The sequence below is a fragment of the Pseudomonas sp. BP6 genome (assembly GCF_017875935.1).
In the GTDB taxonomy this organism is placed as follows: domain Bacteria; phylum Pseudomonadota; class Gammaproteobacteria; order Pseudomonadales; family Pseudomonadaceae; genus Aquipseudomonas; species Aquipseudomonas putida_Y.
In genome coordinates, this window is the sequence record NZ_JAGINI010000001.1 from 3,428,794 (window position 1) to 3,444,529 (window position 15,736).

Here is a 15,736-nt window from a genome sequence, read left to right on the forward strand (position 1 = left end):
CATTTCCACGCCCGCAACGCGCGTTCCCCGCTAAATCCGCCTTGATCGCTTTCGTTTAATCGGCAGCCTCCCTAGCTGATCCTTGGTGACAGCGGCCCTCTCATGGTCGGAAATCCTGCATGATCCCTCAACGCCTTACCCGTCGTGCCGTAACGCTCGCGCTGTGCCTTATTCCGGTGGCCGCATTCGCCACCTGGCAACTGTTGCCCGGCGAGGCCGAGCAGCGGCCGTTCGTCAGCGTCAGCCGTGGCAACATCGAATCCAGTGTCACCGCGCTGGGCACCCTGCAGCCCCGTCAGTACGTCGACGTGGGCGCGCAGGCCTCCGGGCAGATCCGCACGTTGCACGTAGAAGTCGGTGACACCGTCAAGCAGGGGCAACTGCTGGTGGAAATCGACCCTGCCACGCAACAGGCCCAGCTGGATGCCGAGCGCTATGCCATCCAGACCCTGAAAGCGCAGGTCAAGGAGCAGCGTGCCGAGCATCTCCTGGCCGAACAGCAGTTGCGTCGCCAGCAGCGGATGGCCAGCGACGGCGCCACGCGTGAAGAGGATGTGCAGACGGCCCAGGCCAAGGTGCTGACAACCCGGGCGCGCATCGACATGTATGAGGCGCAGATTCTCCAGGCGCAGGCCACGTTGCGCAGCGCGCAAGCTCAGCTCGGCTACACCCGCATCTACGCCCCGATCGGCGGTACCGTGGTAGCTGTCGATGCACGAGAAGGGCAAACCCTGAACGCGCAACAGCGCACCCCGCTGATCCTGCGGATCGCCAAGCTGTCGCCGATGACGGTATGGGCCGAGGTCTCTGAAGCCGACATCGGCCAGGTCAAGACCGGCATGCAAGCCTACTTCACCACCCTGGGCAGCGGCGGCAGGCGCTGGACCAGCACTGTCAGGCAGATTCTACCGATCCCGCCCAAACCGCTGGATCAGCTCAGCCAGGGCGGCGGCAGCCCGGTTGCCGCCGGTACGGCAAGCGGCAGCGGGACCGGCCGCGTGGTGCTCTACACCGTGCTGCTGGATGTCGACAACGATGACAACGCGCTGATGGCCGACATGACTGCCCAAGTGTTCTTCGTCGCCGGATCTGCCAAGGATGTATTGACCGTGCCCATCGCGGCGCTTCAGGGACGCGGCCAGGGCGAGGGGCTGCAGACTGCCCATGTTCTGACCGACAAAGGCGACGTACAGACGCGCCAGGTACGTACCGGGCTCAGCGACCGCCTGCGCGTGCAGATACTCGACGGGCTTGCGGAAGGTGACAAACTGCTGATCGGCCCTGTCGGCGGTGAGGGTTGACATGAGCACTCCGCTGATAGAGCTGGTCGGCATCCGCAAATCCTACGGGGGCGGCGACAGCCCCCAGGTCGATGTGTTGCGCGGCATCGACCTGAAAGTCCATGCCGGAGAGTTCATCGCCATCGTCGGCACCTCGGGCTCTGGCAAGTCGACCCTGATGAACATCCTGGGTTGCCTCGACCGCCCAAGCGCCGGGCAGTATCGCTTTGCCGGCCAGGATGTTGCCGGCCTGAACAATGACGAACTGGCCTGGTTGCGCCGCGAAGCGTTCGGGTTCGTGTTTCAGGGTTATCACCTGATCCCCTCCGCCTCGGCGCAGGAGAACGTGGAGATGCCGGCGATCTACGCCGGAACCACGGCGGCCCCGCGCGCCGAAAGGGCCAAGGCCCTGCTGCAACGCCTGGGCCTGGGCGAGCGCACCGGCAATCGCCCGCGCCAGCTCTCAGGCGGCCAGCAACAACGGGTGTCCATCGCCCGGGCATTGATGAACGGCGGCCACATCATCCTGGCGGACGAGCCCACCGGTGCGCTGGACAGCCACAGTGGCACCGAGGTCATGCGCCTGCTGGATGAACTGGCCGAGCAAGGCCATGTGGTGATCCTGATCACCCACGACCGCGATGTGGCCGCCCGGGCGCAGCGCATCATCGAGATCCGCGACGGCGAAGTGATCAGTGACAGCGGCGCCGACCAGGCGCCGCCACCGCGTCGCCCAGGTGCGCTGCAAGCCGTCGATCTGGCCGGGCGCCTGGTGCGTGCCGACAGCCAGGGCAGCCCCTGGCTGGGCGAAACCCGGGACGCCCTGCAAGCCGCCTGGCAGGTCATGTGGAGCAACCGCACACGCACCGCTCTGACCCTGCTGGGGATCATCATCGGCGTCGCGTCGGTGGTCGTCATGCTGGCGGTGGGTGAAGGCAGCAAGCGCCAGGTCATGGCCCAGATGGGCGCGTTCGGCTCGAACATCATCTTCATGAACGGTGCCCCTCCAACACCGCGCGCTCCGCCCGGCAACGTTCGCCTCAGCGACGTGCAGGCGCTGGCCGAGCTACCTCAAGTGAAGTCCATCATGCCGGCCATGACAGTGGAAGCGCAGGTGCGCTTCGGCAATCGCGACCTGGAGTCGACCATCGGTGGCTATTCGCCTGTGTTCCCGACGCTGATGAGCTGGCCCGTCAGCGAAGGCAGCTTCTTTACCGACAACGACCTGGCCACGGCTGCGACCGTGGCGGTGATCGGCTCGGAGGTGCGCAAGAAGCTGTTCGTTGACGGCCAGGACCCGATCGGCCAGTACATCCTCATCGAGAACGTGCCCTTCCAGGTGATCGGCGTGCTCGCCAGCAAAGGCTCCAGTGGCGCCAACCAGCGAAACGACCTGCGCATCGCCGTGCCGTACTCAGCGGTTTCCATACGTCTTTCCGGCACGCAACACCCGGAATACGTGATCATCGGTGCCGCCGACAGCACCCAGGTGCATGACACCGAACGCGCAATACGCCAACTGATGCTGAGCCTGCACGGTGGCATCGAAGACTTCGAGATCGACAACAGCGCGGCGATGATCCAGGCCGAGGCGGCGACACGCAACGGGTTGTCCCTGATGCTTGGCGCCATTGCCGCCATTTCGCTGCTGGTCGGCGGGATCGGCGTCATGAACGTGATGCTCATGACCGTCCGCGAACGCACCCGCGAAATCGGCATCCGCATTGCTACCGGCGCCCGACAGCGCGACATCCTGCGCCAGTTCCTGACTGAAGCCGTGGTGCTTTCGCTGACCGGCGGCCTGATCGGCGTCTGCCTGGCGTTGCTGATCGGCGTGGTACTCAGCCTGGCTAAGGTGGCCGTCGCGTTCTCTGCCCTGGCGATAGCGGGTGCCTTCGCCTGCTCGGTAGCCACGGGCGTCATCTTCGGCTTCATGCCCGCGCGCAAAGCCGCCGCCCTCGACCCTGTCGCCGCCCTGACCAGTGAATGACCATGACCAGAACCCCGTTTTTACTGCTACCGCTGCTGACCCTGCTGGGTGCTTGCAGCCACACCCCTGCGCCACTGGACAGCGGTATCGCTGCACCTGCCAGCTGGCAAAGTCCGGCTGGCGGCACGGCGGCCTCCGCGCAATGGTGGACGACTTTCAATAGCGCTCAACTGAGCCAACTGATCGAGCAGGCGCGCCAGGGCAGCCATGACCTGCGCGCCGCCATGGCCAGGGTCAGGCAGGCACAGGCCGACCTGCGTATTGCCGGCGGCCCCCTGCTACCGCGCCTCGACGCCAGCGCCGACGCCTATCACCAGCGCTTGCTACGAGGCCAAGGGTACAGCGAGCAGGACACGTCGAACCGCGAGCGGACCTACCGCTACTTCAACACGGCCCTGACGACCAGCTACGAGCTGGACTTCTGGGGTAAAAATGCCGCTGCGCGTGACAGTGCCCGCCTTGGCCTGCAAGCCACTGCACGTGACCGTGACACGCTCGAACTGAGCCTGACGAGCAGCGTTGCCGATACCTACCTGAGTGCCCTCGCCGCTCGCGAGCAGGCACGCATCGCCGCGCTTAACCTGGAAAACGCCGACAAGGTCCTGAGCCTTGTGCGCACGCGATTCCAGGCCGGGTCGTCGACTGCCCTGGAACTGGCCCAGCAAGAGAGCCTTGTGGCCAACCAGCGACAACAGTTGCCGCTCTACCAACAGGAGGCCCGCGATGCGCAGATCACCCTGGCAACCCTGCTTGGCGTGCCGGTCCAGGCGCTAGAACTGGCCGATCAGCCTTTCGATCAACTGAGTGGCCCGAGCATTGCCGCCGGCATTCCCAGCCAACTGCTGACGCGCCGCCCGGATATCGCTGGCGCAGAGGCGCGCCTGGCTGCGGCTCAGGCGGATGTCAGCGTTGCGCGGGCAGCACTGTTCCCCACGGTGAGCTTGACGGCCAGCCTGGCCACAGGCGACAGAAAAGCCATCGACCTGCTGCGCAATCCGGCGCTCAACCTCGGTGCCGGTCTGACGGCGCCCATTTTCAATAATGGCGCCTTGCGCGCCGAGCGTGATCGCGCCATCGCTCGCCAGGACGAGCTGCTCGAGGCCTATCGCAGCGTGCTGATCACCAGTTTCGGCGAAGTCGAGAAGGCCTTGAACAGCGTCGACGGCCTGGACCGCCAGACACACTGGCAGCATGAAGCGCTCACCCAGGCGCAACGCGCCTTCGATCTGGCCGAGAACCGCTACCGGGCCGGGGCCGAAGACCTGCTCAGCGTGCTGGAAGCGCAACGCAGCCTGTTTACAGCACAGGCCGAACGGGTACGGCTGCGCAAAGCGCGTTTGCAGGCCAGTGTTGCGCTTTACAAGGCATTGGGCGGCGGCTGGACGGCGTCGGACACACTGATGACAGCGAGGTAGGCAAGCCCCCTGACGGGAGCCCTACCCGCTGCAACACCGGCCAAAAATCGTCAACGCTACAAACCGTCACGTCGCGGGCCGGGTGCCAGATGGCGGGCATACCAAGGCCGCTGAGGCACCCTGCCGGCCAAGCGATCGCCGTCTTCTTCAGGGCTGAAAATGACTTGCAAGGCCAGCTTCATGGTCTCAATGTCCAGTTTCCCGGTGCCGCCGCCATTGCCCAGCCCCCAGGCACCGCAACCTTCACGCGTAGGCCCCAGCCAAGGCTCGGCCACACGCACCCAGCGCCCTGGCGCAAACCACGGAATGCCATCGATCATCTGCGGCTTCACTTCCCCCGGGTGCGCCTGCTGGTGGGCCAGGTACCAATCGTTCAGGCGGTCGTCGATCCAGCCATGAAAGGCCCAGAACACCGGGTTGACATGGGAGGAAAACGGATCGCCGAGGAAGTCGTTCTCGGCGCGGAACCAGCGTTCGGAAAAATCGTAGTTGCGACGCCCGTAAGGCATCGGGTAATCCGAGTTCGGGTCACGCCCCAGGGATGCCCAACGCATGTGCAGCCAATCATGGATTCCCAATTCGATGCGTGAACCCAACTCTCCCAGACACAGGGTGCTGAGGTATTGCGGATCATGCAACTGGGCTTCCCACAGCTGGAAGTTGGCGTGCAGCCCCTGGCTGCTCTTGACGTAGTACAGCCACTGGCTGAAGGCTTCATCGCCGGCCGCCTGCCAGTTGGGCGGGACGCTGTAGCCGTCGCGGTTGTCGAGGTAATCGAAAAACGCCTGAACGCCCTGCCCGATCGATGGGCGTGCCGCAGGCAGGCTTGCCCAGGAACGCAGGTCCTGGACCTCGCGCACGCCATGCAGCATGTGCCGATGCATGAACAGAAAATCCTCGCCGGAGCCGTTGCGATGGCGATCATGCCCGCGTGCGTTGCGCTCCTTGCCCAACGGGCCGACCTGCCAACCCAGCGCACGCACCATCTGCCGCCGGGATTCATCGATGCGGTGCCAGCGATCGCGACTGGCGTGCCAGAGCTGGTGATAGTAGCGACGCTGCGGTGAAATCAGGTCCTCGTGCAGCGCCGCCACGTACGGCAGCCGCTCACGCGCCAGCACGAACGGTCGGCGGACGGCGACAAAGCTCGCTTGCGCCCCGGAATGCCCCGCCTGCGTCCCTGCCAGGCGTACGTGCCCACTCAGGGTCGCGCTGCCTCCACCCTCGCTCCAGTCGCCCCATATCTCATCCAGCACGGCATCGCAGTCATAGGCCTCGCCAGAACCCGCCATCATCTTCAGTTGCACCTTCGGCAGCCGGTCGGCAGCCAACGGGCCGTATACCTGCAAACCCTGACCGCCATAGGGCGCAGTACCCAGGTAGCCGCGCACGGCACGGGCACCCTGCCCTACGTCGAGCAGCAGCTGCTGCGGTCTGGCCAGCTCGGCCAGCGCCGGGTGATCGCTCGTCATGCGCCAGTCCCAGATCCCGACCAGGCGTTCACCTAACAGCGCATTGGGCAGGTCGTCGACCGGCACCGCAGGCTCGTCACTGCTCAGCTCCGCTTCCTCGGCCCGCTCCCACTTCTGCTGGGCGTAATAGCCGACAGGCAGTGCAACACCGGCGGCCACCAGGCCGGCCAGGATCTTTCGACGTGACACTTTCATCCACTGTACTCATGACGTGACTCCTGCTGCAAAAACGAATGGTTGAGGACGCGATTTAGAGGGTTGCTAAATTCTCTTTGCCTCGGTTCGTTTCACCCAACAAGTTCGAACGGCATGGGGCCGTCGTGCAGGCGACCGAGTACGCAATGAAGAAACAGGCTTTGTTTTCGCGCAGATGGCCATGGGCATTGGCACTTCTGCTTCTGCTCCTGACGGCCGCAGGCGCCTGGGGGTATTGGGCCTACCTTGCCAAGCACCCGTACAGCCGGGAAATCGAAGAGCGAGCCAACGCCCTGCAAGCGCGCATTCCGGCCCTGGATGCGCACCTTGACGTGCCATTGAACTATGGCGCCAGTGGCAGGGAAGCGAATCGTGACGGCCCGACCCAGTTCGACCTGGTGAAAGCTGCCAAGGGCCGCCTGAGTGGCGCCTCGATCGCGATCTGGTCATGGCCGGAGTTCTGGCGCGGGCCCAATTGGCCGCACCGTCCAACCCCCGGGTTCGAGGCTGCGATGGCCAACGAACTGGAAGTGCGCTATCGGATCATCACCAGCATCGCCAAGGATTTCCCGGCACAGGCCGGGATCGCCTACACACCCGCCGACTTCCGCCGACTGGCGAGTGAAGGCAAGTTCGCCATCATCATCAGCCTGCTCAACGCCGCGCCCCTTGGCGATGACATCGACAAGCTCGACCACTGGGCCGCACGCGGCATGCGGGTGTTCGGCCCGGGCTACGTCGGCAACAACAACTGGGCCGACTCGGCACGCCCCTTGCCCTTCCTGGGGGATTCGGTCGACCCGCTGGGCGGGCTCTCCGACATTGGTCGGCGCGCCATCACCCGGCTCAACGACCTCGGCGTGGTCATCGATGTCTCGCAGATGTCCAGCCAGGCCCTGAGCCAGGTCACCGAACTGAGCCGGGCACCGGTGATGGCTTCGCACACCGGCGTGCAAGGCCTGATGGACATCCGCCGCAACCTCAGCGACGCCGACCTGGCACACATCAAGGCTACCGGCGGGCTGGTCAACATCGTGGCCTACTCCCACTACCTCAAGCCGTTCTCGCGCCCGACTATCGAGAAAATGAACGCCTTGCGCGCCAGGTATGGTTTGCCCGACATACAAAGCCAGACCCAGATGGGCACCACCACCGACCCGGTGTTCTCGATCTGGTCGGAGAAAAAGTTCGGTGAATACCTCACGCCCTTCTACGACATCGTCGGCGCCGAGCCCAAGGCAACCCTGGCCGACTATGTCGACTCGATCGATTACGCGGTGAAGAAGATCGGTATCGACCATGTCGGCATCAGTTCGGACTTCAACGACGGCGGCGGTGTGGTCGGCTGGGAAGATGCCAGCCAGAGCCGCAACGTCACCGCCGAACTGATACAGCGTGGCTATTCCGATGAAGACATCGCCAAGCTCTGGGGGGCCAACTTCCTGCGTGTGTGGGAAGCCGCCCAGAAGGCCGCCAGGCCGACCCCTCCTCCCGTTGCCCACAACCTGCAAGGAACCCCATGAAACGGCTGACCTCACTGATTGCCCTCGGTTGCCTCTCGCTGTCGTTCGAAGCCCTCGCTGCCGACCCGGCGGCACCGGGCAAGGTTTTCAAGGACTGCAAGGATTGCCCGGAAATGGTCGTGCTGCCCGCCGGCGACTACGTGATGGGCACCCCCGACGACGAGTTGGGCAAACAGGACGACGAAGGCCCGCTGCACACCGTGACATTCGCCAAGGCCTTCGCCATGAGTCGCTTCCATGTGACCGCAGGGCAATGGCAGGCCTATGCCAGGGAAACCAACACTGTGCTGCCCGACGGCGACAACCGCCCGGGCCGTTTGTGCAAGAACGGCAAGCCCAGCTACCCGCAAGGCCCGACCCAGCCTGCAGTCTGCATGACCTGGGAGGAAGCACGCGGCTACATCGGCTGGCTCGCGAAGAAAACCGGCAAGCCCTACCGCATGGTCAGCGAAGCCGAACGCGAGTACGCCGGTCGCGCTGGCTCCACCGGCCCCTTCCCGTTCCCCTTCGACGAGGAAGGCGAGTATCAGATCAGCAAGCATGCCAACACCTACGGGCCACGGGATGGCTTCACCTATACGGCACCGGTCGGCAGCTTCCCGGCCAATGCGTTCGGCATGTATGACACGCATGGCAATGTCTACGAGTGGGTCGAAGACTGCTGGCATACCGATTATGTCGGCGCGCCCACCGACGGTAGCGCCTGGACCACCGGTGGCACCTGCACGCACCGGCAGATCCGCGGTAACGACTACCTGGAACCCCCGATTTTCTCGCGCTCGGGCAACCGTAACGAGCGCAAGCCTGAAGTGCGCGGTGACTGGCTGGGCTTTCGTGTAGCGCGCGCGCTCGAGGACGGCGAATACAACTGACCCACTGCAGAGAAGGATCTTCACCCACCTCTGCCCCCCCCCCCCGCACAAGGAGTCAACGACATGAGCGCCTCAACTCTCCACGACCTGATCGGCGTAGGCTTCGGCCCGTCCAACCTGGCGTTGTCCATCGCCCTGCAAGAGCTTTCCCAGGGCCATGGCAAGGCCATTGATGCCTTGTTCATGGACAAGCAGGAGCACTATCGCTGGCATGGCGATACCTTGTCCTCGCAGAGCGAACTGCAGATCTCATTCCTCAAGGACCTAGTTTCACTGCGCAACCCCACCAGCCCGTACAGCTTCGTCAACTACCTCAAGCAGCAGGGCCGCCTGGTCGACTTTGTCAACCTGGGCACCTTCTTCCCGTGCCGACTGGAGTACAACGACTACCTGGGTTGGGTCGCCGGGCAGTTCGCCGAGCAAGCACTGTATGGCGAAGAAGTGCTGCGCATCGAGCCCGAACTCGATAACGGGGTCATTCATAACCTCAAGCTGATCTCGCGCAATGCACAAGGCATGCAGCGCACCCGCCGCACGCGTTCGGTGGTGATCAGCACCGGTGGCTCACCGAAGATTCCAGCCATTTTCGCCCCGCTGCGCAACAATGCCCGGGTTTTTCATCATTCCCGCTACCTCACCGGCATGCAGCACCTGGCCTGCTGCGAAGGCAAGCCGATGCGTATCGCGATCATCGGTTCCGGGCAGAGTGCCGCCGAAGCGTTCATCGACCTCAACGACAGCTTTCCTTCGGTGCGGGCTGAAATGATCCTGCGCAGCTCAGCCCTCAAGCCCGCCGACGACTCGCCTTTCGTCAACGAGATTTTCGCCCCTGCGTACACCGACCTGGTTTTCCAGCAAGCACCGGAAGACCGCGAAAAGTTGATCGGCGAATACCATAACACCAACTATTCGGTCGTCGACCTGGGGCTGATCGAGCGCATCTATGCCGTGCTGTACCGGCAGAAGATCACCCGTCAGCCCCGCCACACGGTGCTCTGCCGTCAACACCTGGAAGCGGCGGTCGATGTCGAAGGGGGCATCGAACTGACCCTGCGCGACCTCGCCACCGGGCAACAGCAGCCCCACCGCTACGATGCCGTGATACTGGCCACCGGCTACGAGCGCAAGAGCCATCAGCACCTGCTCGAACCGCTTCTGCCTTACCTGCATGGCTTGGAAGTGGACCGTACCTATCGCGCCCTGGCCACCCCGCAGCTCAAGGCGCCAGTATTCCTGCAAGGCTTCTGCGAGGCCACCCACGGCTTGAGCGACACCTTGCTTTCAGTGCTGCCGATGCGCAGCGAAGAGATCGGGCAAGCGCTCTATGCCGCCCTGAATCTTTCCAGCAGCGCTCACAAGGCGCTGAGCAGATCCCTTGCCAGCGTCGGCTGATCAATTCAGGAGCCCATCATGTCCCAGCCCACCCGCGGCGCCGTGCAGGATCTTTTCGCCCTGCTCAAGCCGTTCAAATATACCGTCGCGCTGTCCGTCATCCTGGGCATGGTCGGCGGCCTCAGCATCACCTTCCTTCTGGCCACCATCAATCGGGCCCTGAACGACGATACCGGCCTGACCCAGGGCGTGGTCTGGGGCTTCGCCGGGCTTTGCCTGGTGGCCCTGGCCAGCTCGGTGTTCTCCGACATCGGTAGCAATCGGGTGGGTCAGAACATCATCGCCGCCTTGCGCAAGGAACTGGGCGAGAAGGTGCTGTCGGCCCCCATCGAACAGATCGAGCGCTATCGCAGCCATCGACTGATCCCGGTGCTGACCCACGACGTGGACACCATCAGCGATTTCGCTTTCGCCTTCGCGCCACTGGCAATTGCCTTGACCGTTACCCTGGGCTGCCTGGGCTATCTGGCAGTGCTGTCCTGGCCGATGTTCCTGCTGATGCTGGCAGCCATCGCACTGGGTACCGCCGTGCAGTACATCGCCCGAGCCAAGGGCATTCGAGGGTTCGTCGCGGCACGGGATGCCGAAGATGAACTGCAACGGCACTACAATGCGATTGCCGGCGGCGCCAAGGAGCTGCGTATCCACCGCGCACGCCGTCAGCGCATGTTCAGCCGCAACATCCAGGGGACGGCCGACCAGATACGCGACACCCAGATCCGCTCCATCAATACCTTCGTCATCGCCAAGACCTTCGGCTCGATGCTGTTCTTCGTGGTCATTGGCCTGGCACTTGCCCTGCAATCCTTGTGGCCTAGCGGCGACAAGGCAGTGATGAGCGGTTTCGTGCTGGTGCTGCTGTACATGAAGGGCCCGCTGGAATACCTGATAGGCACGTTGCCCATCGTCAGCCGGGCTCAGATCGCCTTCCGCCGGATTGCCGAGTTGTCGGAGCAGTTCTCCTCCCCCGAGCCGCACTTGCTGCTCGAGGACAAGGCCAGCCAGTTGCCCGCCTTGCGCACCCTCGAGCTGCATGACGTGCGCTTTGCCTTCCCGCCGGTCGACGGCAATGCACCGTTTACCTTGGGGCCGGTGAACCTGCAGATCCGCCAGGGCGACATCGTCTTCATTGTTGGTGAGAACGGCTGTGGCAAGACCACACTGATCAAATTGCTGCTAGGGCTGTACCCGCCGCAAAAAGGCGAGATACGCATCAACGACCAGGCCATCACCGCGCTGAACCGCGATGATTATCGCCAGCTCTTCACCACCATCTTTTCTGATTACTACCTATTCGACGACCCCTTACTGGGGGCCCAGCAGGTGCCGGAAAGCGCAGAGGTCTATCTCACGCGACTGGAAATCGCACACAAGGTAAGCATTCGCGACGGCAGTTTCACCACCACCGACCTATCGACCGGGCAACGCAAGCGACTGGCGCTGATCAACGCCTGGCTGGAAGAGCGCCCTGTGCTGGTGTTCGATGAATGGGCTGCGGACCAGGACCCGACCTTCCGACGCATTTTCTATACCGAGCTGCTCCCCGAGCTGAAGCGCCTGGGCAAGACAATCATCGTCATCAGCCATGATGACCGCTATTTTGATGTCGCCGACCAGTTGGTGCGCATGGAAGCCGGCAAGGTGGTCGTCGAGGCGTGTGTCGCCTGATTCACTGGAAGCGGGGGACCTGACTGACGTCCCCCTGCATCAAATTTCCCTCCCCCCAGCTTCCCTTTCCCCTTTCCCCTTGCCCCTTGCCCTTTCCCCTTGCCCTTTCCATTCCCCTCCACCTTCACCTTCACCTTTCACCAACCTGACCTCTGGATGTTGTGGCAAGCCCTGCCAGCCCAATCCAGATTTCAAGACATACACCCATAAAAATCTATGGTCACCCCACTTTTTTGCAATACTGATTAACGGATGAAATGGATGGCTTGCTTAAATCTATCCGGCGTCAAATCGGGGCAAGCCCCGCGCCACGATGAGAGCCGCGCCTGACGATCCTTAAAAACCGCTCGGCTTCGAGAGCCGATTTTTATGTCAGGATCCTCGCAAGGCCGGTAGGCCGTTTGTTTCATCTATTGCTCAGCTATCGCAAAACCTGAAAGGTGAATCGTGGTACAGCAACAACCACAGGGTCAGGCGTTCAAGGCGCCTGGCCCTATTTCGTATTTGGTGTGATGAGCAGAAATCGCCCAAGCTATGCGGGCGAATTTATTGGCCAGCGCACAGGCGACCACCTTGAGTGCCGTCGCGTCATAAGCGCTCGCACCCAGTCCGCCAGAGTCCCCTTCTGCCGCGCCAGGTTCTGCATGTAGACCCTGGCGCATTGCACCAAAAGGCGTCGCAGTGGGCCTGCCCCGTGACAGCGGCCGCCAGTGCTGTACTGCCTGAGCACCAAGCCTAGAGAAGCGGCAAAATCGCGACTGCAGCCGTATTGCTGGCCATCGCCCATTTCCACAGCCAGCAGGCTGGCGGTGATCGGCCCGACACAGGGCATGCTCAACAAACGACGCCCTAGATCATCGTCGGCCAGCTGGTCAATCAGCTCTTTATCCAGTGCCTTGACTTGCTCGTCCAGATAGACGAAATGGTCGTGCAGACGTTGCAGCAGCACTGTCAGCCGAACAGGCAGCTCGTGCTCCGCTAGAACAGCAGACAAACGCTTCATGACCGCCAGGCCCTGAGGCAAGCTGATGCCGAACTCAAGCAAGAACCCATGCATCTGGTTGATGGCCTTCGTGCGGTCACGGATCAGTGACTCGCTTAGGCGATGTAACACAGAAAGAGTCTGCTGAGCTTCGGGGAGCGACGAAATGTGCACCGGCGCATGCTCCCATCACCACGGTGCACGCTGGCAGATTGGCGAAGAACCGCATCATTTGCTGTCGTGAGAGCTTCTTGCGAAACAGCTCCCGGCCGGGCTTGTCCTGGCCGTGCAGATGAAAGGTATGCTTGCCGAGGTCGATACCGACCAGTGCCAAATCGCTCATGATGATGGCCTCCGGAATAAAAACACCCTGCGAAAGCGTAGCCCTCGCAGGGTGTCGGGGTGACCATCTCATTAACCCCACCCGACAACGCCGGGCAGGGCTGGTAAAGGCAGTTGACTCAGTACTGATAACGCAAGGTCACCGAGAAGTTGCGCGGGTCGCCGTAGTACAAGCCACCCCAGTTGTTGGAGGTCGGCAACGACTGGTAGTAGACCTTGTCCAGGGCATTGTTCAAGTTGTACTGAACGCTAAACTGGCGGTTGATCTGGTAGTTGGCGTGCAGATTCAGCAAGGCGTAGCCGCCCTGCTTGATATCGTAGCCGGTGGTGTCGGCGGAGGTACGGCTCTGGGCGTAGACATCGCCACCCACATTCCATTGGTCCAACACGCCAGGCAGACGGTAGTCAGTAGAGACTTTCAGCAAACGGCGGGGGATCTTGCTGTAATAGTCGCTACCCTTGCTGCTGCCAGCCACGTACTCCGGGTCGCTGTAGGTGTAGCCGGCACTGACGTTCCAACCTTGTACGGGTTCACCCGAGACCTCCAGTTCGAAACCGCGGTTGCGAACCTTGGCGCCGGTCTTGTAGCACTTGCTGGTACCGGTCACGCCACAAGTCGGCGCAACCGACAATGCCTCAGGCATGTTCTGCAAGTCGGTCTGGAAGATCGCGAAGGAGGTATTGAGAGCACCATCGAAATACTCGCTCTTGATACCGGTCTCGTAGTTCTCGCCTTCGATCGGATCCAGCAGCGTGTTCCCCGCACCGTAGTAGCTCTGAGTCTTGTAGATCTCGGTGTAGCTGGCATACCAGGTATGGTTCTTGTTGAGGTCGTACACCAGGCCGGCATAGGGCACCATACGACCGTTTTCTTTGTATTGGTCATTGGTATACGGGCTGCTGACCTTATAGTCGGACCAACTGAAACGGGTACCCAGAATAAGGCTCAAGTCGTCCGTAACGCTGAAACGCGAGGCAAGGTAGAGCCCACGTTCCTTGCGAATGTAGTTGTAATCGCTCCCGGTGGCAGAAAGGATCGGGTGCGGCAGCGAGCTGTAGTCGAAATCGGTGATGTCGACGACCGGGTTGTTGGTCGCGGTCTTGATGACCGCCTCGAAATCATCCTTGCGGGTATTGGCGCCGAACATCAGTTGGTGCTCGCGGCCAAACAGCTGGAACGGCCCCGTGGCGTACAAATCCACACCAAACTGGGTGTCTTTGTAGTCTGCTTGAGAAACAGTCAACCTGGTGTTGTCACCGGATACCCGGTTCGGGTAGGACGACAGAAAGTCCGCGTTCGACCAGATCGAGTTCATCGCCAGCGTCACCTTCCACTCGTTGTCGAAGTAGTGGGTGATGTCGCTGAACAGGTTGTAGTTGTTGCGGTCCAGATGCGCCCACTTGCCATTGAGGTTGGTGGAACGCGACAACGGGTAGAACGAGCCGTCGGCGCGGGTATTCAAGCCGCCCCAGTCATAGCCATTCTGGTTGTCCTTCTGGATGGTGACGCCCAGGGTGAGTACGGTGGAATCATTCAGGTCTGCTTCGCCGATCAGGTACAGCAGCTGGTTGTCGCGCTGGGCGCCATCACGGTAGCTGTCGGCAGTATTGTAGTAGGCCACCGCACGGCCACGGATGTTGCCCTCATCGGTCAGCGGACCGGATACGTCCACCTGGCTGCGATAGTTGTCCCAGGAGCCAGCCCCCAGTTCCGCGCCCAGACGAAAGTCACGGGTCGGGCGCTTGCGAATCAGGTTGATGGCCGCCGAGGGGTTGCCGGTTCCCTGCATCAGGCCATTGGCGCCGCGCACAACTTCAACCCGGTCATAGATGGCCATGTTCGCCGTGGACATGACGTCCATGGAGTAGTTTTCCGAGATGTTGGTCGGAATGCCGTCGTACTGCAGGTCGTTGATCTCGAAGCCGCGCGCGTAGTAAGTGGAGCGATCGGTGCCGAGCTTGGTCAGGGTGATCCCGGTGACAGTGCGGGCAATATCGTCGAGGTTCTGGACGTTCTGGTCGTCCATTTTCTTGCGGGTCACAACGGTCACCGACTGCGGCGTCTCGCGCAGGCTCATGGCCATTTTGGTGGCGGTGGTGCTGACGCCGGTGGTGTAGGTGCCGGTGCCTTCGGTAGTGGCGCCGAGGGCTACGGCGCTGACGGCTGTGGGGTTCAGTTCCATCACCGAGGCGTCGACCGCGTGGATCATCAGCACCCCGTCCTGCAGGCTGTAGCGCACACCGGTGCCCGCCAACATCTGGGCGATGGCGTCGCGGACTTCCAAGCTACCGCGCACGGCGGTGCTGCGCTTTCCGTCGACGTCGGTGGGGTTGAACAGCACCTGTATATTGGCTTGCTGGCCTAGGGCCTGGATCGCCGAAGAGAGTCTCTGCGACGGAATGTCGAACGCCAGGGCTTGCGCGTAGCTGACGCTGGAAGCCATCAAGCCGAGGGTCAGGGCGCTGAGGTGGAAAGGTGAACGCAGAGCCCGCCGCATGCAGAGCGCCTTGAGCAGGGACCGGTTCTGTTGTTGACTCGGCATGATTTTATAAAGTCCTGAGAGCGAATAGCGGATAACAATGCTTCGTATTTCTAAATAAGACG

At 62.3% G+C, this 15,736-nt stretch carries 9 protein-coding genes and 1 pseudogene; 7 read left to right on the forward strand and 3 right to left on the reverse strand.

The annotated features are described in order from the left end of the window. Positions 1-119: 119 nt before the first annotated feature. Genes J3A98_RS15665 through J3A98_RS15675 form a run of 3 tightly spaced genes read left to right on the forward strand, consistent with a single transcriptional unit; the run spans position 120 to position 4,685 of the window. Positions 120-1,301: an efflux RND transporter periplasmic adaptor subunit gene (locus J3A98_RS15665; protein ID WP_209967225.1), complete on the forward strand. Its 1,182-nt coding sequence runs from the start codon at positions 120-122 to the stop codon at positions 1,299-1,301. A 1-nt stretch (position 1,302) separates the two neighbouring features. Further along, positions 1,303-3,270, forward strand: a complete 1,968-nt coding sequence (locus J3A98_RS15670; protein WP_209967227.1) for a MacB family efflux pump subunit — start codon at positions 1,303-1,305, stop codon at positions 3,268-3,270. After that, entirely contained in the window at positions 3,267-4,685 is a 1,419-nt protein-coding gene (locus J3A98_RS15675) for an efflux transporter outer membrane subunit (RefSeq protein ID WP_209967229.1), read from the forward strand. Before J3A98_RS15670 ends, J3A98_RS15675 begins: the two co-directional genes overlap by 4 nt. A gap of 56 nt (positions 4,686-4,741) precedes the next feature. Here J3A98_RS15675 and J3A98_RS15680 read toward each other — a convergent pair whose 3' ends face one another. Next, a complete protein-coding gene (locus tag J3A98_RS15680; protein ID WP_209967230.1) occupies positions 4,742-6,352 on the reverse strand; it encodes a PvdJ/PvdD/PvdP-like protein in 1,611 nt (536 codons plus the stop codon). 146 nt (positions 6,353-6,498) lie between these two features. On the opposite strand from J3A98_RS15680, the gene J3A98_RS15685 reads away from it, so the two are divergent. The 4 genes from J3A98_RS15685 (at position 6,499) to J3A98_RS15700 (ending at position 11,807) form a co-directional block, all read left to right on the forward strand. Continuing rightward, positions 6,499-7,875, forward strand: a complete 1,377-nt coding sequence (locus J3A98_RS15685) for a dipeptidase (protein WP_209967233.1) — start codon at positions 6,499-6,501, stop codon at positions 7,873-7,875. Further along, the gene (locus tag J3A98_RS15690; RefSeq protein WP_209967235.1) at positions 7,872-8,747 is read left to right on the forward strand and encodes a formylglycine-generating enzyme family protein; all 876 of its coding nucleotides are present in this window, start codon (positions 7,872-7,874) and stop codon (positions 8,745-8,747) included. Before J3A98_RS15685 ends, J3A98_RS15690 begins: the two co-directional genes overlap by 4 nt. Before the next feature lie 63 nt (positions 8,748-8,810). Then, positions 8,811-10,139 carry a SidA/IucD/PvdA family monooxygenase gene (locus tag J3A98_RS15695; RefSeq protein ID WP_209967237.1) on the forward strand — a complete coding sequence of 443 codons (1,329 nt, stop codon included), beginning with the start codon at positions 8,811-8,813 and terminating at the stop codon, positions 10,137-10,139. A gap of 18 nt (positions 10,140-10,157) precedes the next feature. After that, entirely contained in the window at positions 10,158-11,807 is a 1,650-nt protein-coding gene (locus tag J3A98_RS15700; protein WP_209967240.1) for a cyclic peptide export ABC transporter, read from the forward strand. A 470-nt stretch (positions 11,808-12,277) separates the two neighbouring features. Here J3A98_RS15700 and J3A98_RS15705 read toward each other — a convergent pair. Continuing rightward, positions 12,278-13,132: pseudogene (locus J3A98_RS15705) on the reverse strand (IS110 family transposase). 118 nt (positions 13,133-13,250) lie between these two features. Continuing rightward, positions 13,251-15,629, reverse strand: a complete 2,379-nt coding sequence (locus tag J3A98_RS15710; RefSeq protein ID WP_245355033.1) for a TonB-dependent siderophore receptor — start codon at positions 15,627-15,629, stop codon at positions 13,251-13,253. Positions 15,630-15,736: the final 107 nt, after the last annotated feature.